We start from the raw sequence: 14,965 nt of genomic DNA, 5'->3' as shown, positions 1-14,965 counted from the left end.
AGGGCAGACTGCTGGGCATGACGTCCGCCGTGGTGGTCGGTGCCGGGATCGGTGGCCTCGCGGCCGCCGTCGCGCTCGCGCGTCGGGGCTGGTCTGTCACGGTGCTCGAACGGGCGGCCGCGCTCGAGCCCGTCGGTGCCGGCATCGCGCTCGCGCCGAACGCCCTGCGCGCGCTCGACGCGCTCGGTGTCGGTGACGGCGTCCGGGGGCGGGCCCGGCTCAGCGGCGAGGTCGGACTGCGCCGGCCCGACGGCCGCTGGGTGGTGCGGACCGACGCGAGCGCCGCCGTCGAACGGCTGGGCGACACCGCCGTCGTGCTGCACCGGTCGCAGCTCGTCGACCTCCTCGCCGCCGCGCTGCCCGAGGGAGCGCTGCGGCTGGGCGTGGGCGTCACGTCGGTCGCGCCGGGTGAGCCCGGCGGGTCGCAGGCGCTGGTGACGACCACGCGTGACGGCGAGCTCGCCGCCGACCTCGTCGTCGCGGCCGACGGCATCGACTCCGCCGTGCGCCGCGCGCTGTTCCCGTCCCACCCCGCGCCGACGTACACGGGCGTGACCGCATGGCGGTTCGTCGCGCCGGCGCCCGCCGACGGGGTCGCGCCGGCCGAGACGTGGGGCCGCGGGTCGATCGTCGGCCTGACGCCGCTCGCCGACGGGCGCGTCTACTGCTACCTCACGGCCGTGCTGCCCGAGGGCACGCGGTTCGACGACGACCCCGCCGAGCTGCGCCGCCGCTTCGCCGACTGGCACGCGCCGATCCCCGAGCTGCTCGCGCGCGTCGAGCCCGGTGCCGTGCTGCACCACGACCTGCGCTGGCTCGCGACGCCGCTGCCGCGGTTCGACGTCGGGCGGGTCGCGCTCGTGGGGGACGCCGCGCACGCGATGCCGCCGAACCTCGGGCAGGGCGGATGCCAGGCGCTCGAGGACGCCGTGGTGCTGGCCGCGAGCCTCGGCGACACCGTCTCGGCCGCCGGGCTCGCCGCCTACACGACCGCCCGTCTGCCGCGGACCACACGGATCGCCCGGATGTCCGCGCAGGTCGGCGCACCGTCGGCCTGGACGTCGCCCGCAGCGGTCGCCCTCCGGGGGCTCGGGGTGCGGCTGGCCGGGCGGTTCGCGGGCCCGCTCATGGAGCGGCGGCTGCGCGACGTCGTCGGGTGGCAGCCGCCCGTCTGACGGCGTCCGGATGCGGGTCCGCCGGACTGTGGAACGGTCGAACGATGACCCGGTTCGGATACACCCTCATGACCGAGCAGTCCGGCCCGCGCGAGCTCGTGCGCTACGCGGCCGCCGCCGAGGAGATCGGCTTCGACTTCGAGGTGTCGAGCGACCACTACTTCCCGTGGCTCGACGCCCAGGGCCACGCGCCGCACGCGTGGACGCTGCTCGGCGCGGTCGCGCAGGCGACGTCCCGCGTCGAGCTCATGACGTACGTGACGTGCCCGATCCTGCGGTACCACCCGGCCGTCGTCGCCCAGCAGGCCGCGACGCTGGGCGTGCTGTCCGAGGGCCGGTTCCAGCTCAACGTCGGCGCGGGCGAGAACCTCAACGAGCACGTGGTCGGCGAGCGGTGGCCCGCGGTCGGCGAGCGGCACGACATGCTCGAGGAGGCGATCGAGATCGTCCGCGGCCTGCTCACGGGCGAGCGGTACTCGTTCGACGGCGTCTACTTCCGCGTCGACTCCGCACGCGTGTGGGACGTGCCCGACGAGCCCGTGCAGATCGGCGTCGCCGTCTCGGGCGACCAGTCGGTCGACCGCTTCGCGCCGCTGACCGACCACCTCGTCGCCGTCGAGCCCGACGCCGACCTCGTCCGGTCCTGGGACGCCGCCCACGACGGCGCGTCGCGCAAGATCGGGCAGATCCCGATCAGCTGGGACCGCGACCGGGACGCCGCCGTGGCTCGCGCGCACGAGCAGTTCCGCTGGTTCGCGGGCGGGTGGAAGGTCAACGCCGACCTGCCCACCACCGAGGCGTTCGACGCGGCGAGCCAGTTCGTGCGGCCCGACGACGTGGCCGAGCAGATCCCGTGCGGCCCGGACCTCGACGCGGTCGTGGAGGCGGCCTCCGCCTACTGGGAGGCCGGGTTCACCGACCTCGCGATCGTGCAGGTCGCCGACGAGCGGCAGGACGAGTTCCTCGCCGAGGCCGCCGGACCGCTCCTCGACAAGCTCCGCGCCGCATCCCCGTCCTGAGCCCGCGTCGCCGACGCTCCGCCCCCGACGCGGCGTCCCCCGACGCTCCACCCCGACCCCGAAGGAGACACCGATGGCAGTGACCGCGTTCCAGGACCTCCCGCTCGCCGACCGTGACCGCGAGTGGGACGGCGACGCCGCCGAGAAGCGCGTCCGCGCGTGGGCCGACGCGCAGGACGAGCCCAACGCGAAGTACCGCGACGCGCACGTCTGGTACGACGCCGACTCCAAGGAGAACTTCACCGCGTACAAGCTGCTCATCGCGGACGTGGTCGACGGGCGGCTCAAGGCCGTCCCGCGCGGCGTGTTCGCGGCCGCGGCCGTCATGCAGGGCTCCCGCGGCGGCGTCGACCTCCCCGACAAGGACCGCGACCGCGTGAAGAGCCACCTGGCGAAGTACTACAAGAAGCTCGACGACACCCCGCCCTGGGACGACTGAGCCGCCCCGGGCGGCCGGTCGGCCGGTCGCCGAGTTCGTGGCTTCCCGCCGAGTTCGTGCCCTACAACCCACGAACTCGCCCACAACCCACGAACTCGCCGCTGTGAGCTGGCGGCCGGGTGCAGGGGTGGGGCGGAGCCGGCGGCCGGGGCGGGACTGGCGGCCGGGGCGGGACTGGCGGCCGGGCGGGACGGACGGGCGCCCGGGCGGGACCGGAGGGACTGGCGGCCGGGGCGGGACTGGCGGCCCGGGTCAGCGGGCAAAGCGGGCCAGGTCGGCGGGGATGTCGTCGTGGCGCAGCTCGAACCAGACGGCCTTCACCGCGGCGCCGCTTTCGGGGGCCGTGCCCCACGCGCTCGCGAGCCGGTCGACGAACATCACGCCGCGCCCGCCGAGTGCGGTCGGCGGCGGGTCCTTGAGCACGGGCACGTCGCGCGCGCCGTCCGTGACCTCGACCCGGGTGCGCTCGTCGTCGACGTCGACGCGTAGCAGCACGGGCGGGTCGGCGTGCGCGACGGCGTTCGTGACGAGCTCGCTGACCAGCAGGACGAGCAGGTCGAGGCGGTCCTGCTCGACGCCGGCCTCGTTGAGCCGCTCGCGCGCCCACCGTCGTGCCGGCGCGATGGCCGACAGGTCAGCGGCGACGGGCGTCTCGGCTCGCATGGGGACCCTCCCGGGGTTGGTGCGGGTGGTGGCTGCCGGCGCCGACGGGTGCCCGGCGGTCGTCGCCACGGTTGTTCACATCCGATGATTCGGCAAGTCGAACACCTGGCTCGGGGCGGATTCCGCGCGGATCGGCTGCGACCATGGACGGGTGCAGTCCACGAACACCGCCGCCTCCGGTGGCATCTCCGCAGGTCAGGCGCCCTCCAAGAGCCAGGTCCGCCGCTGGCGGCAGTACCTCGCCGACGAGCGGGCCGAGGCCGCCGTCTACCGGGACCTCGCGTCGCGCCGGACGGGCGAGGAGCGCGCGATCCTGCTGGCGCTCGCGGACGCCGAGGGCCGGCACGAGCAGCACTGGCTGGACCTGCTGGGTGACGACGTGGGCAAGCCGCTGCGCGGCGACCTGCGGACCCGGGTGCTCGGGTTCCTCGCGCGCAGGTTCGGGTCGGTGTTCGTGCTCGCGCTCGCGCAGCGGGCCGAGGCGCGCTCGACGTACGGCGAGGACGACGACGCGACGGCGACCATGGCGGCGGACGAGCGGATCCACGAGGAGGTCGTCCGAGGCCTGGCGCTGCGGGGTCGCAACCGGATCTCGGGCACGTTCCGGGCGGCGGTGTTCGGGGCGAACGACGGCCTCGTGAGCAACCTGGCGCTCGTGCTCGGCATCGGCGCGAGCGGGGCGTCGAACCAGGCGGTGCTGCTCACGGGCCTCGCCGGTCTGCTCGCGGGCGCCCTGTCGATGGGCGCGGGCGAGTACGTGTCGGTGCGGTCGCAGCGCGAGCTGCTGGAGGCGTCGCGCCCCAGCGAGCACGCCCGGGCGGCGCTGCCGCACCTGGACGTCGACGCGAACGAGCTCGCGCTCGTCTACCGGGCGCGCGGCATGACGCTCGAGGAGGCGCAGGAGCGGGCGGACGCGGTGCTGGGGTCGCCCGGCACGTCGTCGCTGACGCTGCCGCCGGCGGAGGGCGTCGAGGAGGTCGACGAGCACGAGGCGATCGGCACCGCGTGGGGCGCGGCGGGCGCGAGCTTCTGCTTCTTCGCGTCGGGTGCGCTCATCCCGGTGGTGCCGTACCTCCTGGGTGCCGAGGGTCTGACGGCGGTGCTGTGGGCGGCCGTGCTCGTCGGTGTCGCGCTGCTCGGCACGGGCGCGACGGTCGGGGTGCTGTCGGGCGCGTCGCCGGCCAAGCGGGCGCTGCGTCAGCTCGCCATCGGGTACGGCGCGGCAGGGGCGACGTACCTGCTCGGGCTGGCGTTCGGCTCGACGGTCTGACGCCGGCGTCGTTCACGAGCCGGCCCGCCGCGCTCGCTCCCCTGGCGCTCGTGCGGGCGCAGGAAGGGTCGTCGAAGAAGCTGCGCCGGGCGGCTCGGGATCGTGGTCGAGATGCGAGCGGTCGGGCCGGACGACCCTCGCCAGCAGCACGACGTGACCGACACCCCACCCGCCACGCCGCAGGTGCGCCACCATGAGCAGGTGCTGCTCGAACCGAACCACGGCCGGTACGACCCCACAGGTGTGCGGCGGCAGTACGAAGGGTCGTCCGTGCAGCTCGGGCCGGACGTCGTGACCTGGACGCCACCCAGCCACCGGTTCTACGACCGGGGCGGTTTCAGCTGCCCCATCGGGGACCACGCAGGGCAGGCGCACAGGATCACCAGGCTGCGGGCAGCGTTCCCGTCCCGGTACAGCCCCGGGATCGTCGACCGGTACGTCATCACCGACACCGCCGGGACGGTCCTCGGGTCGTTCCCGTCTGGTGAAGGTGTCACTGGGTCCAGCCTCCCCGAGCACCAAGCTGGTTGGTACCCCGCCACCGTGGTCCGGGAAGCCGCCGGGCGAGCCGGGCTGGTGTGGGACGAGCGTGACTTCACCGGGAACGCGACCGAGCTCCAGGCTGCGTTCCCGGGGGTCGTGCCGCATGCGCGCGCCATGGAGATCAACCAGTGGGTGCAGACCACCGTGTACACGACCTACGGGCTCCTCGCGTTCGCCGGCGGCGTCGCGTGGGTCGTGTTCGGTGGGTACGGCAGGTTCGTGTTCCCGCCCATCCTGCTGTGCCTCGGAGCGCTGCTCGCGTGGGCCGGGACGACCAGCTCGCCACCGATGCTGAGACGTCAACGCGAACGCCCTGCTGCCCCGACCGTGGAGGACAGCTCCTCTCCCCGATAGGCGCATCCCGAGGTGCACGTCCCGATCTGCGAGCAAGGTTTGGCAAACCTTACTTAGGTACGGCTAATGTCAGCCCGTGCCCACGACACCGGCCCCCGAACCAGCGCTCCGCGGTGAGGACCTGCGCCTCGCCTACCACGGCAAGGTCGTCGTGCAGCGTGCCGGCCTGCGCCTGCTGTCCGGGCAGGTGACCGCGCTCGTCGGCCCCAACGGCTCCGGCAAGTCCACGCTGCTGCGCGCGCTGGCCCGGCTGCACACGCCCGACGACGGCACGGTCAGCCTGGTCGACGTGCCCGACGCGCTCGCGCTGTCCGCCAAGCACTTCGCCCGACGGGTCACGCTCCTGTCGCAGTCGCGGCCCACGCCGTCGGGCATGAGCGTGCGGGACGTCGTCGGCTACGGCCGGCACCCGCACCGCGGCCGCTGGCGCCAGTCCGACCCGGACGGTCCGCGCGCGATCCGGTGGGCGATGACCGTGACGGGCGTCGAGCCCATGGCCGAGCGCGGCGTGGACGAGCTGTCCGGCGGTGAGCTGCAGCGCGTGTGGCTCGCGACGTGCCTGGCGCAGGACACGGGCGTGCTGCTGCTCGACGAGCCGACGAACCACCTCGACCTGCGCTACCAGGTGGAGATCCTCGACCTGGTCCGCGACCTCGCCGACGAGCACGGCGTGGCCGTCGGCGTGGTGCTGCACGACCTCGACCAGGCGGCTGCCGTCGCGGACCACGTGGTGCTGCTGCGCGGCGGCAATGTGGTCGGCGCGGGCCTGCCGCACGAGGTGCTCACCGCCGACGCGCTCTCGGACACGTACGGCATCCGGATCGACGTGAGCGTCGACGAGCACACGGGCCGGGTCCGCACGCACCCCGTCGGCCGGCACACGCACCGGCCCGCAGCCCGCGGCACCGCGCGGGGCACGAGCACCCCCGAGACCACTCCCGAGACCCGCGACCTCGCCGTCGTCTGATCCCCCGAAGGAACCCGGTCCGGTGAGACGTTCGCCGGGCCGGTCCGGGCCGCCCCCGCCCGGGAAGACCGACCCGACCCCGAGGAACCCTGATGCGCTCCCTGCCCGTCGCCGCCGTCACCGGCGCGCTCGCGACCGCCCTGCTGCTCTCCGCGTGCGGCACCACCGAGGACGCCGCCGCGTCCGAGCCGACCGGCTCGGCGAACCCCGCCGGCGGCCCGGTCACCGTGACCGACGAGCGCGGCGAGGTCACGCTCGACCACCCCGCGACCAAGGTCGTCTCGCTCGAGTGGGGACTCACCGAGAACCTGCTCACGCTCGGCGTGACCCCGGTCGGCGAGGCCGACGTCAAGGGCTACAACGTGTGGGACACCGTGGTGCCGCTCGACCCGTCGACGCCTGACGTCGGCATGCGCGGCGAGCCGAGCCTCGACGCGATCGCGGCGCTCGACCCCGACCTCGTCGTCACCACCACCGACCTGCCCGAGGAGGTCATCACGCAGATCGAGGCGCAGGTGCCGGTCATCGCGCTGCGCGGCTCGGACGGCGAGGACCCGATCGGCTACATGAAGCACACGCTCGAGGTGCTCGGCGACGCGACGGGCACGGCCGACGAGGCCGACGCCGCGATCGAGGCGTTCGACCAGGCCGTCGCGGACGGCAAGGCGAAGCTGGAGGCCGCCGGCAAGGCGGGTGCGCTCTACACGATGGCCGACGGCTGGGAGTCCGACGGCGCGGTGTCGATCCGGATGTACACCGAGGGTTCGTTCCTCGGCGGCGTCGCGTCGCTGCTCGGGCTGAAGAACGCGTGGACCGGCGAGGGCGACCCCGACTACGGTCTCGCGTCGACCGACGTCGAGGGCCTGACCGGCCTCGGCGACGGCGTCACGTTCATCTACGGCGCGAGCGACACCGACGGCGGCGACGCGTTCCGCGACGTGCTCAAGGACAACGCGATCTGGCAGCAGCTGCCGTTCGTCGTGGCCGGCGACGTCGTGCGCCAGCCCGACGGCATCTGGCCGTTCGGCGGTCCGCAGTCGGCCGCCGCGTGGATCGACTCCACGGTCGACGCCGTCACGAAGTGACGCTCGAGCTCGAGGCCGCGCAGGGGTCCGTCGCCGCACAGGCGACGGGCCCCTCGCACGAGCGTCCGCGCATCGCTGCCGTCACGGCAGTGTTCGTCGTCGGCGTCGCGCTCGTCGTCCTGCTCGGCGCGTGGGACCTCACGCTCGGCACCTCGCACGTCGGGCTCGGGGACCTGCTGTCGCTGCTCACGGGCGACGGGGACGACGAGACCCTCGCGGTGCTCGTCGCGTCCCGCGCACCGCGCGTGCTCGCCGGCCTGCTCGTCGGCACCGCGCTCGGCGTCTCCGGGGCGGTCCTGCAGTCGGTGGCCCGCAACCCGCTCGCGTCGCCTGACACGCTCGCCGTCAACGCGGGCGCGTACCTGGCCGTGGTGCTCGCCGCCGTCGTCGGCTTCACGCTGCCGCTCGCGGTGTCCGGGGCGCTCGCGTTCACGGGCGGGCTGCTCGCGGCGGGGCTCGTGCTGCTCGTCGCCCGTGCGGGCGCCGCCGGTCCGACCCGCCTGGTGCTCGCGGGGTCGGCCACGATGCTCGCGCTGTCGTCCGTGACGATGCTGCTGATGATCCTGTTCGCGCAGGAGACCCAGGGGATGTTCGCCTGGGGCGAGGGCTCGATCGTGCAGTCCGGCACCGCCAAGGTGACGCAGGCCGCGCCCGTCGTCGTGCTCGCCGCCGTCGTCTGCATGCTGTGGGCGCGCAGGCTCGACGTGCTCGCGCTGGGCGACGACACCGCGTCCGTGCTGGGGCTCGACGTGCGACGGACCCGCGTGGTCGGGGTGCTGCTCGCGGTGCTGCTCGCCGCCGTCGCGGTGACTGTCGCCGGGCCCGTCGGGTTCGTCGGGCTGTCCGCGCCGGTGATCGCGCGGCTCGTCGCCGGGCGGGTCCGCGGGCTGCACCGGCACCGGCTGCTGCTTCCCCTCGCCGCGCTCGCGGGCTGCGTCGTGGTGCTGGCCGCGGACGTGCTGCTGCGGCTGCTCGTGCCCGGGCGCACCGGGGCGGGAATCCCGACCGGCGTCGTGACGACGCTGCTCGGGGCCGTCCTCATGGTGTGGCTCGCGCGGCGGCTGCGGGACAGCGGGTCGGCGCAGGTCGCGGCCGTGGGTGCCCGTCCGGCGTCCCGGCGGCGGGTGCTCGTCGTGGTCGCGGCGCTGGTGACCGCGATCGCCGTCGCGCTCGTCGCCGCCGTGCTGCTCGGCGACCGGCTGCTGCTGCTCGGCGACGTGGCGCACTGGTTCGCGGGCACGAGCGGCCGTCAGGTGAGCTTCGTGCTCGACCAGCGGATGCCGCGCGTGATGGCCGCCGTGCTCGCCGGAGCCGCGCTCGGTCTGGCCGGGACGAGCGTGCAGGGCGTCGCCCGCAACCCGCTCGCCGAGCCGGGGCTGCTCGGCATCACCGGCGGCGCCGGGGTCGCGGCGGTGCTCGCGATCGTGCTCATGCCCGCGGCGTCCGTGTGGGTCGTGTCGGCCGCCGCGTGCGTCGGGGCCGTGCTCACGTTCGCGCTCGTCTACGGGCTGTCGTCGCGCCGCGGGCTGAGCTCGGACCGGCTCGTGCTCGTCGGGATCGGGGTGTCGGCGGCGGCGACGTCGCTCATCACGCTGCTCGTCGTCGTCACGAGCCCCTGGAACACGACGATGGCGCTCACGTGGCTGTCCGGGTCGACGTACGGGCGGACGGCCGCACAGGTGTGGCCCGTCGCCGTCGCGCTCGTGGTGCTCGTGCCGGTGCTCGTGCGGCACCGGCGGGACCTCGACCTGCTCGCGCTCGACGACGACCTGCCCCGCGTGCTCGGCGTCCGGCTCGAACGGACCCGGTTCCTGCTGCTGGCCGTGACCGCGCTGCTGACGGCCGTGTCGGTGTCGGCGGTCGGCGTCGTGGGGTTCGTCGGGCTCGTCGCGCCGCACCTGGCACGGTCGCTCGTCGGGTCGTCGCACGCGCGCGTCATCCCGGTCGCAGCCCTGCTCGGGGCGGTGCTGCTGAGCGTGGCCGACACGGTCGGGCGGACGCTGCTCGCACCCGTGCAGATCCCTGCGGGCTTGGTGACCGCGGTGATCGGCGCGCCCTACTTCGTGTCGCTGCTCTGGCGGACCCGCCGGTCGCTGTGAGACCTCACGACCGGGTGAGCAGCCACAGGATCGTGTCGTGCACGTGCTTCGCCTTGGCGTCGCCGCGGAACGTCGCCTCGTGGACCGTCGACCCCGCCGTGAGCGCGATCGTCGCGGACGCGATGTGGCGGCCGAACACCGACTTGTCGGAGACGAACGAGACCGCCTGGATCGAGCGGATCGGCAGCGACGTCACAGCCGACTTCCCGCCCGCGAACGACTTGTCCTGCAGGATCACCCGGAAGTTCGTGACGCCGACGAAGCCGGTGCCGACGCCCGTGCAGTCGTAGACCGCGTAGATCGTCTCGCCGTCGATCAGCCCTTCCTGGACCTGCTCGAGCTGGTCGGCCTTGTCGTGCGGGATGGGGGTGGCCTGCTGCGTCATCGTCGCCTCGCGTGATCGTCGGGGTGGTGCGGCCATGATGGAGCACCCGCGGGTGTGACGAACACCCTGGTGAGGCAAGCCTCACCTTCCTCTATGCTGACGGGCGTGACGACGACCGAGGCGACGACCGTGGCGCCCACCGTGGCGACGGCCGTGGAGGCCCCGGCCCTGCCGTTCCGGATGTTCGCGGTGCAGGTCGCGGGCGTGCAGCGGCTGTGCCCGAGCGTCCTCCGCCTGACGTTCACGGGCGACGACCTCGACCGGTTCGCGGACAACGGCTTCGACCAGCGCATCAAGTTCTTCCTGCCGCTCGACTGTGGCTACACCGAGCTGCTCGACCTGCGCGCGAGCGACGACTGGTACGGCCGCTGGCGCTCGCTGCCCGACGAGCGGCGCCACCCGATCCGCACGTACACAGCCCGCGGCGTGCGCCCCGCGCGTCGTGAGGTGGACGTCGACGTCGTCCTGCACGGCGACCTCGGCCCGGCCTCCCGGTGGGCCCTCGGCGCGACCGTCGGCGACGAGCTCGTCATCCTCGGCCCCAACGCCGACGCGGTCGGCCCGCACGGCGGCGTCGACTTCGTCCCGCCCGCCCGCACCGACCGCCTGCTCATCGCCGGCGACGAGACGGCCCTGCCCGCGATCGCCGGCATCCTCGAGCGGCTCCCCGCGGACGCCCGCGGCGAGGCGCTCATCGAGATGCCGTCCTCGGAGGACCGGCTGCCCCTCGTCGCCCCGTCCGGTGTGACCGTGCGCTGGTACGGCCGCGACGGGCGCGCGCACGGCTCGCTCCTCGTCCCCGCCGTCCAGGCCGCCGCCGCCCGGATGCTGCCCGGTCAGGCGCCCGCGCCGGACGTCGACCTGGAGGACGTCGACATCGACGCCGGGCTGCTGTGGGAGGTCCCGGTCGACGCCACCGGCGCACCCCTGCGGACCGAGGCCGCCATGTACGCGTGGCTCGCGGGCGAGGCCGCCGTCATCAAGACGCTCCGGCGCCACCTCGTCGGGGAGTGCGGCGTCGACCGCAAGGCCGTCGCGTTCATGGGGTACTGGCGCGAGGGTCGCGCCGAGCCGAACTGAGCCCGGTCCGACGGGTCGGCGTCAGGCGGTCGCGCTGAGCTCCGCGGCGAAGAAGTCGAGCGCCGTCTTCGTCTTGGTCTGCTGCTCCCCCTCGAGCGGGATGCCCTTCGACTCGAGGAACGCGCGCGCCTCCACGGCGACCCGCAGCCCTTCGCGGGGGCTGGCCTTGGTGGAGAGCTCGACGACGCGCGAGCCGTCGGGGTAGCGCCACTCCTCGACGACCAGGCCGGACGACAGCTCGCGCGGCTTGAGCTTGAGCTTGAGGACGAGGATCGGGCCCAGCACCGACAACGAGTCGAGCGCGAGCCCGGCGGGGGCGTGGGTCTCGAAGAACGCGCGCTGCTCCTTCGAGAACAGCTTGCGGATCGGCAGCTCGCCCGCCGCGGCCCGCAGCGCGGCGTCGGAGGGCACGCCGTCGTGCTTCATCGACCCCGAGCACACGTAGCCGCCGGGCATGGCGTCGACCTCGACGACGAACTGCGGCGAGGTGCGGAACGACTTCGCGACCTCCGCGGGGACCAGCGGGCGGAGCTTGACGGTCGTGTCGCCGTCGCGCCCCTGGATGCGCCGGGCCCGGACGACGACCCCGGCTCGGTTGAGGGCGAGGTCGGGCGTGTCGAAGAAGTACACCTGCCGGATCTGCGCGTCGAGCGGGTCGATCGCGAGGGCCTTCGCCGCCGACCGGTACGAGCTCGCGGGCAACGTCAGCTTGAGCTCCATGCTGTCCGACTGGTCAGCGAGCGCGAGCAGCCGCAGGACCTCGTCGGACGGGAGCGTGGGGCTGGCCACCGAGTTCATCGGGTTCCTCTCCTCGGGTCGAACCGGTCGGCGAGGACGCCGTACCGCAGGCCGCGGTCGCTGACGGTCAACGAGTCCTGGCCGAGCTTGTCGAGCACGGTCCGCACGATGCAGGCGCCGGCGAGGACCACCTCCGCGCGGGCCGGCTGCAGGCCGACGACCGACCGCCGCTCCTCGGCGTCCCGCGTGCGGAACAGCTCGATCAGGCGGTCGAGCTCGGCGCGGTCGAGGACCGTGCCCTGGACGACGTCGGGGTCGTACTCGGCGAGCCCGTGCGAGACCGCGGCCAGGTTGGTGACGGCCCCACCCATCGCGAGCACCGAGTCGGGCCGGGGCCGCCCGTCGAGCCGGTCGAGGTCGGCGGCGATCGCCGCGACCGCGTCGTCGAGCCGTGACTGCGGGACGGCCGCGTCGAGGCCGAACTGCTCGGTGAACCGCACCGCGCCGACGTCGACGCTGAACCGTTCGTCCACCCGGTCGCCCTCGCCGAACGTGAACTGCGAGCTGCCTCCGCCGGTGTCGAACACGACCCGCGGCCCGGCGGCCGGCAGAGCGGCGGTGGCCGCGAGGTAGGCGAGGCGGGCCTCGTCCGCACCGCTGATGACCTCGACCTCGACGCCGCAGGCGTCCCGGACGGCCCGGACGAACTCGTCCGCGTTGCTCGCGATGCGCAGCCCGGCGGTGCCCACGGCGACGATCTCGGCGACCCCGGCGGCCCGCGCCTCGTCAGCCATGCCGGCGATCGCCTCGACCGTGCGCGCCATCGGCTCGGTGCCGAGCGCACCGCTCTCCCGCAGCCCCTCGCCGAGCCGGGTCACGACCGCGCGGTCGGCGACCGTGCTCCACCGGCCGTCCGCGCCCCGCTCGCCGACGTGGAACTTCACGGAGTTCGTGCCGACGTCGATCACGGCGAACCGGTCGACGCCGAACCGCCCGAGCGCCTTCAGTCCCCGCCCGTAGTTCACGTTCGCGTGCGACGACAGACCGAGCCGCTCGACCAGGGCGAGCACCGCCGCCGGGTCCTCGGACTCGACCGCGACCGTCCGGACGGGGACGTCGTCGGCGTGCACGTCGGTGAGCTCGGCCATGCACCCGTCGACCACGTACCGGACCCGGTGCTTGTGCACCCGCACCGCGCGCAGCTCCGGGTGGGGGCGGACCACAGCGTCCAGGAAGGTGCCCAGCGTCGTGCCCGCCGCGGCGGCGTCGGCCGGCGCGTCGACGCCCAGCGCGGCGGCGAGCGCGGCCACGTCGGCAGCAGTCAGCGGGAACGGCGCCTTCAGCACCGGGCGCCACTGCTCGAGGCCCTCGTCGCTCACCTGCTGGAGCTGCTTGACGTCCATGAGCCCGTCGCGGAGCTTGACGAGGTCCGTGCCGCCCGCCGCGAGCACGTAGAGCTCCTCGCTGTGCACGACCATGCCGGGCGGCAGCGCGGCGAACGCCGACTCGGCCTCGTCGAAGGCGTCCCCGAAGCTCCGCCACTCCCAGCGAGGGATCACGACCACCGTTGCGCCTCCGACCACCCGGTCCGACCTCGTGCCACCGGACGCTAACCGCGGCCTGCGAGGTCGGACACACCCGCGTCGGGTGACTGTGCGCGCGTCAGGCGCGACGGTCGCCGGCGCCGAACAGCATCCGCGCGAGCATGAACAGCCACAGCCCCGACGCGGCGACGAACACGAGCCACGCCCACGCCCAGCCGCCCGCGAACCCGATGGCCAGGAACACGGCGGCGGCGACGGTCCAGGTCGCGGCCGTGTAGATGCCGAACCGGGCGGCGGCGGCCGGGTCCTGCTCGAACCGGTTGTCCGCCACGTACGCCTGCTCGGCGTCCCGGGCCCAGGCCTTCTTGCGGTTGGTCTGGGTCGCGCCGAGTCCCGACAGCAGGCAGACCCCGGCGACGAGCAGCAGCCCGGCGGGCACGTACCAGCCGGTGGCGAGCGGCACGAGAGCGGTTGCGCCGGTGAGTGCGGCACCGGCGACCGTCAGGCCGGCACCGAGGCCGTAGCCGGCGGCGCGGCGGGTGGGCAGCGGGTGGTTCGTCGTCGTCTCCTGGGCGAGCGAGGCACCCGTGATCCAGCCGACCGAGAGGGCGGTCACGGCGACGGCGGCCAGGACGACCGCGTCGGCGACGTCGACCGTGCCGAGCGCCCCGAGGGTCGCGACGACGAGCGCGCCGGCGCCGACGAGCGACGCGAGGACCACGCCGACGACGAACGCCGGACGGGGGCGGACCTTCTGCAGCCGTGCGGCCTGGGCGGCGCGCTGCACCGGGGTGGGCCGCGGCTGCGCGGTCGATCCGCCGGTGGCGTCCGCTCCGGTGGCGTCCGCGACGAGCGCCCGGACGTCGCCGAGCTCGTCGAACGCGCGGCGCGCGGCCTCGTCGGGCGAGACCCCGGCCAGCTGGAGCTCGCGCGCGCGGGCCTCGAGGTTGGTGCGGATCTCCTCCTTGAGGTCCTGGACCTCGGGCGTGAGGTCGACCCCGGCGAAGGCGTCGTCGAGCAGGCGGTGGACGGTCGTCATGGGTCGAATTCCTTCGTGGACGGTGCTCATCGGTCGGAGCCCTTCGTGGCGAGGGAGGTGCGGGGGTCGGGCTGGTCGAGCAGCGAGTCGATGACGTCGCGCGTCGCGACCCAGGCCGCGACGTTGCGCCGGTAGACGGCCCGGCCGGCGTCCGTGATCCGGTAGTACTTGCGGCGGCCGCCCTGGGACTCATCGCCCCAGTACGCCTCGACGAGACCGTCGGCGGTGAGGCGCCGGTACGTGGCGTACAGCGTCGCCTCCTTGATCTCGTGGGCGCCGCCCGTGGCGTCGCGGATCGCCTTGTAGATCTCGAAGCCGTACCGGTCCCCGTGTCGCAGGGTGCCGAGCACGATCGTGTCGGTGTGGCCGCGCAGCAGGTCGGCCGAGAAGGCGTCGCCGGCGGGGTCGGGTCGTTGCATCACAGCGGGTACTGTATCTGATCAACTACCTGACGACAACGAACCGTCCGAGGCGAGCCCGAGAACACGCCGGTCGCGGTCGGCGCGGCGGTGCTCGCTCGGGTCGGTGCTCTGACCAGCTGAACTCCTCGGTGCACGGCGGCGCA

15 protein-coding genes are annotated in these 14,965 nt (G+C 74.4%); 9 read left to right on the top strand and 6 right to left on the bottom strand.

The features are described from left to right. Positions 1 to 17 precede the first annotated feature (17 nt). The 3 genes from J7523_RS03310 (at position 18) to J7523_RS03300 (ending at position 2,633) form a co-directional block, all read left to right on the top strand. Positions 18 to 1,175 (top strand): FAD-dependent monooxygenase, encoded by a 1,158-nt coding sequence (locus J7523_RS03310; RefSeq protein WP_291882207.1) that lies wholly within the window; start codon positions 18 to 20, stop codon positions 1,173 to 1,175. Between the two features lie 44 nt (positions 1,176 to 1,219). Then, on the top strand, positions 1,220 to 2,194 hold the full coding sequence (locus J7523_RS03305) for a TIGR03557 family F420-dependent LLM class oxidoreductase (protein ID WP_291882204.1): 975 nt from the start codon (positions 1,220 to 1,222) through the stop codon (positions 2,192 to 2,194). 73 nt (positions 2,195 to 2,267) lie between these two features. Continuing rightward, positions 2,268 to 2,633 carry a hypothetical protein gene (locus J7523_RS03300; RefSeq protein WP_291882202.1) on the top strand — a complete coding sequence of 122 codons (366 nt, stop codon included), beginning with the start codon at positions 2,268 to 2,270 and terminating at the stop codon, positions 2,631 to 2,633. A 252-nt stretch (positions 2,634 to 2,885) separates the two neighbouring features. Here J7523_RS03300 and J7523_RS03295 read toward each other — a convergent pair whose 3' ends face one another. Continuing rightward, complete coding sequence (locus J7523_RS03295; protein ID WP_291882200.1) at positions 2,886 to 3,296, bottom strand: ATP-binding protein; 411 nt, start codon at positions 3,294 to 3,296, stop codon at positions 2,886 to 2,888. Positions 3,297 to 3,447: 151 nt separating this feature from the next. Here J7523_RS03295 and J7523_RS03290 point away from each other — a divergent pair, with 151 nt between their 5' ends. The 5 genes from J7523_RS03290 to J7523_RS03270 all read left to right on the top strand — a co-directional run bounded on the left by J7523_RS03290 (position 3,448) and on the right by J7523_RS03270 (position 9,614). Next, on the top strand, positions 3,448 to 4,566 hold the full coding sequence (locus tag J7523_RS03290; protein WP_291882198.1) for a VIT1/CCC1 family protein: 1,119 nt from the start codon (positions 3,448 to 3,450) through the stop codon (positions 4,564 to 4,566). Positions 4,567 to 4,719: 153 nt separating this feature from the next. Then, complete coding sequence (locus J7523_RS03285; protein WP_291882196.1) at positions 4,720 to 5,463, top strand: hypothetical protein; 744 nt, start codon at positions 4,720 to 4,722, stop codon at positions 5,461 to 5,463. Between the two features lie 76 nt (positions 5,464 to 5,539). After that, the gene (locus J7523_RS03280) at positions 5,540 to 6,430 is read left to right on the top strand and encodes an ABC transporter ATP-binding protein (RefSeq protein ID WP_291882194.1); all 891 of its coding nucleotides are present in this window, start codon (positions 5,540 to 5,542) and stop codon (positions 6,428 to 6,430) included. A 92-nt stretch (positions 6,431 to 6,522) separates the two neighbouring features. Continuing rightward, positions 6,523 to 7,515, top strand: a complete 993-nt coding sequence (locus J7523_RS03275; RefSeq protein WP_291882191.1) for an iron-siderophore ABC transporter substrate-binding protein — start codon at positions 6,523 to 6,525, stop codon at positions 7,513 to 7,515. Next, the gene (locus J7523_RS03270) at positions 7,512 to 9,614 is read left to right on the top strand and encodes an iron ABC transporter permease (RefSeq protein WP_291882188.1); all 2,103 of its coding nucleotides are present in this window, start codon (positions 7,512 to 7,514) and stop codon (positions 9,612 to 9,614) included. Before J7523_RS03275 ends, J7523_RS03270 begins: the two co-directional genes overlap by 4 nt. A gap of 4 nt (positions 9,615 to 9,618) precedes the next feature. On the opposite strand, the gene J7523_RS03265 is transcribed toward J7523_RS03270, so the two are convergent. Further along, on the bottom strand, positions 9,619 to 9,999 hold the full coding sequence (locus tag J7523_RS03265; protein ID WP_291882184.1) for a hypothetical protein: 381 nt from the start codon (positions 9,997 to 9,999) through the stop codon (positions 9,619 to 9,621). Between the two features lie 180 nt (positions 10,000 to 10,179). Here J7523_RS03265 and J7523_RS03260 point away from each other — a divergent pair, with 180 nt between their 5' ends. Next, complete coding sequence (locus J7523_RS03260) at positions 10,180 to 11,079, top strand: siderophore-interacting protein (RefSeq protein ID WP_291882318.1); 900 nt, start codon at positions 10,180 to 10,182, stop codon at positions 11,077 to 11,079. 21 nt (positions 11,080 to 11,100) lie between these two features. Here the strand turns inward: J7523_RS03260 and J7523_RS03255 are convergent, their stop codons facing one another. From J7523_RS03255 to J7523_RS03240, 4 genes are all read right to left on the bottom strand, one after another. Next, a complete protein-coding gene (locus J7523_RS03255) occupies positions 11,101 to 11,877 on the bottom strand; it encodes a hypothetical protein (protein WP_291882181.1) in 777 nt (258 codons plus the stop codon). Beyond that, a complete protein-coding gene (locus J7523_RS03250) occupies positions 11,874 to 13,382 on the bottom strand; it encodes a hypothetical protein (RefSeq protein WP_291882179.1) in 1,509 nt (502 codons plus the stop codon). Before J7523_RS03250 ends, J7523_RS03255 begins: the two co-directional genes overlap by 4 nt. Before the next feature lie 97 nt (positions 13,383 to 13,479). Continuing rightward, the gene (locus J7523_RS03245) at positions 13,480 to 14,400 is read right to left on the bottom strand and encodes a permease prefix domain 1-containing protein (RefSeq protein ID WP_291882176.1); all 921 of its coding nucleotides are present in this window, start codon (positions 14,398 to 14,400) and stop codon (positions 13,480 to 13,482) included. Between the two features lie 26 nt (positions 14,401 to 14,426). Next, positions 14,427 to 14,819, bottom strand: a complete 393-nt coding sequence (locus J7523_RS03240; protein ID WP_291882316.1) for a PadR family transcriptional regulator — start codon at positions 14,817 to 14,819, stop codon at positions 14,427 to 14,429. Positions 14,820 to 14,965 lie beyond the last annotated feature (146 nt).

The sequence above is a fragment of the Cellulomonas sp. genome (assembly GCF_017744555.1).
Lineage (GTDB): Bacteria > Actinomycetota > Actinomycetes > Actinomycetales > Cellulomonadaceae > Cellulomonas.
The sequence above is the reverse complement of the archived record's forward strand: the minus strand, read 5'-3'. Positions and strand labels throughout refer to the sequence as shown.

Excerpts from the sequence above, each read along its gene's own strand:
- J7523_RS03240 (WP_291882316.1), bottom strand. The coding sequence starts at position 14,819 with ATGCAACGACCCGACCCCGCCGGCGACGCCTTCTCGGCCGACCTGCTG.
- J7523_RS03245 (WP_291882176.1), bottom strand. The coding sequence starts at position 14,400 with ATGACGACCGTCCACCGCCTGCTCGACGACGCCTTCGCCGGGGTCGAC.
- J7523_RS03275 (WP_291882191.1), top strand. The coding sequence starts at position 6,523 with ATGCGCTCCCTGCCCGTCGCCGCCGTCACCGGCGCGCTCGCGACCGCC.
- J7523_RS03295 (WP_291882200.1), bottom strand. The coding sequence starts at position 3,296 with ATGCGAGCCGAGACGCCCGTCGCCGCTGACCTGTCGGCCATCGCGCCG.
- J7523_RS03260 (WP_291882318.1), top strand. The coding sequence starts at position 10,180 with ATGTTCGCGGTGCAGGTCGCGGGCGTGCAGCGGCTGTGCCCGAGCGTC.
- J7523_RS03255 (WP_291882181.1), bottom strand. The coding sequence starts at position 11,877 with ATGAACTCGGTGGCCAGCCCCACGCTCCCGTCCGACGAGGTCCTGCGG.
- J7523_RS03305 (WP_291882204.1), top strand. The coding sequence starts at position 1,220 with ATGACCCGGTTCGGATACACCCTCATGACCGAGCAGTCCGGCCCGCGC.
- J7523_RS03310 (WP_291882207.1), top strand. The coding sequence starts at position 18 with ATGACGTCCGCCGTGGTGGTCGGTGCCGGGATCGGTGGCCTCGCGGCC.
- J7523_RS03300 (WP_291882202.1), top strand. The coding sequence starts at position 2,268 with ATGGCAGTGACCGCGTTCCAGGACCTCCCGCTCGCCGACCGTGACCGC.
- J7523_RS03265 (WP_291882184.1), bottom strand. The coding sequence starts at position 9,999 with ATGACGCAGCAGGCCACCCCCATCCCGCACGACAAGGCCGACCAGCTC.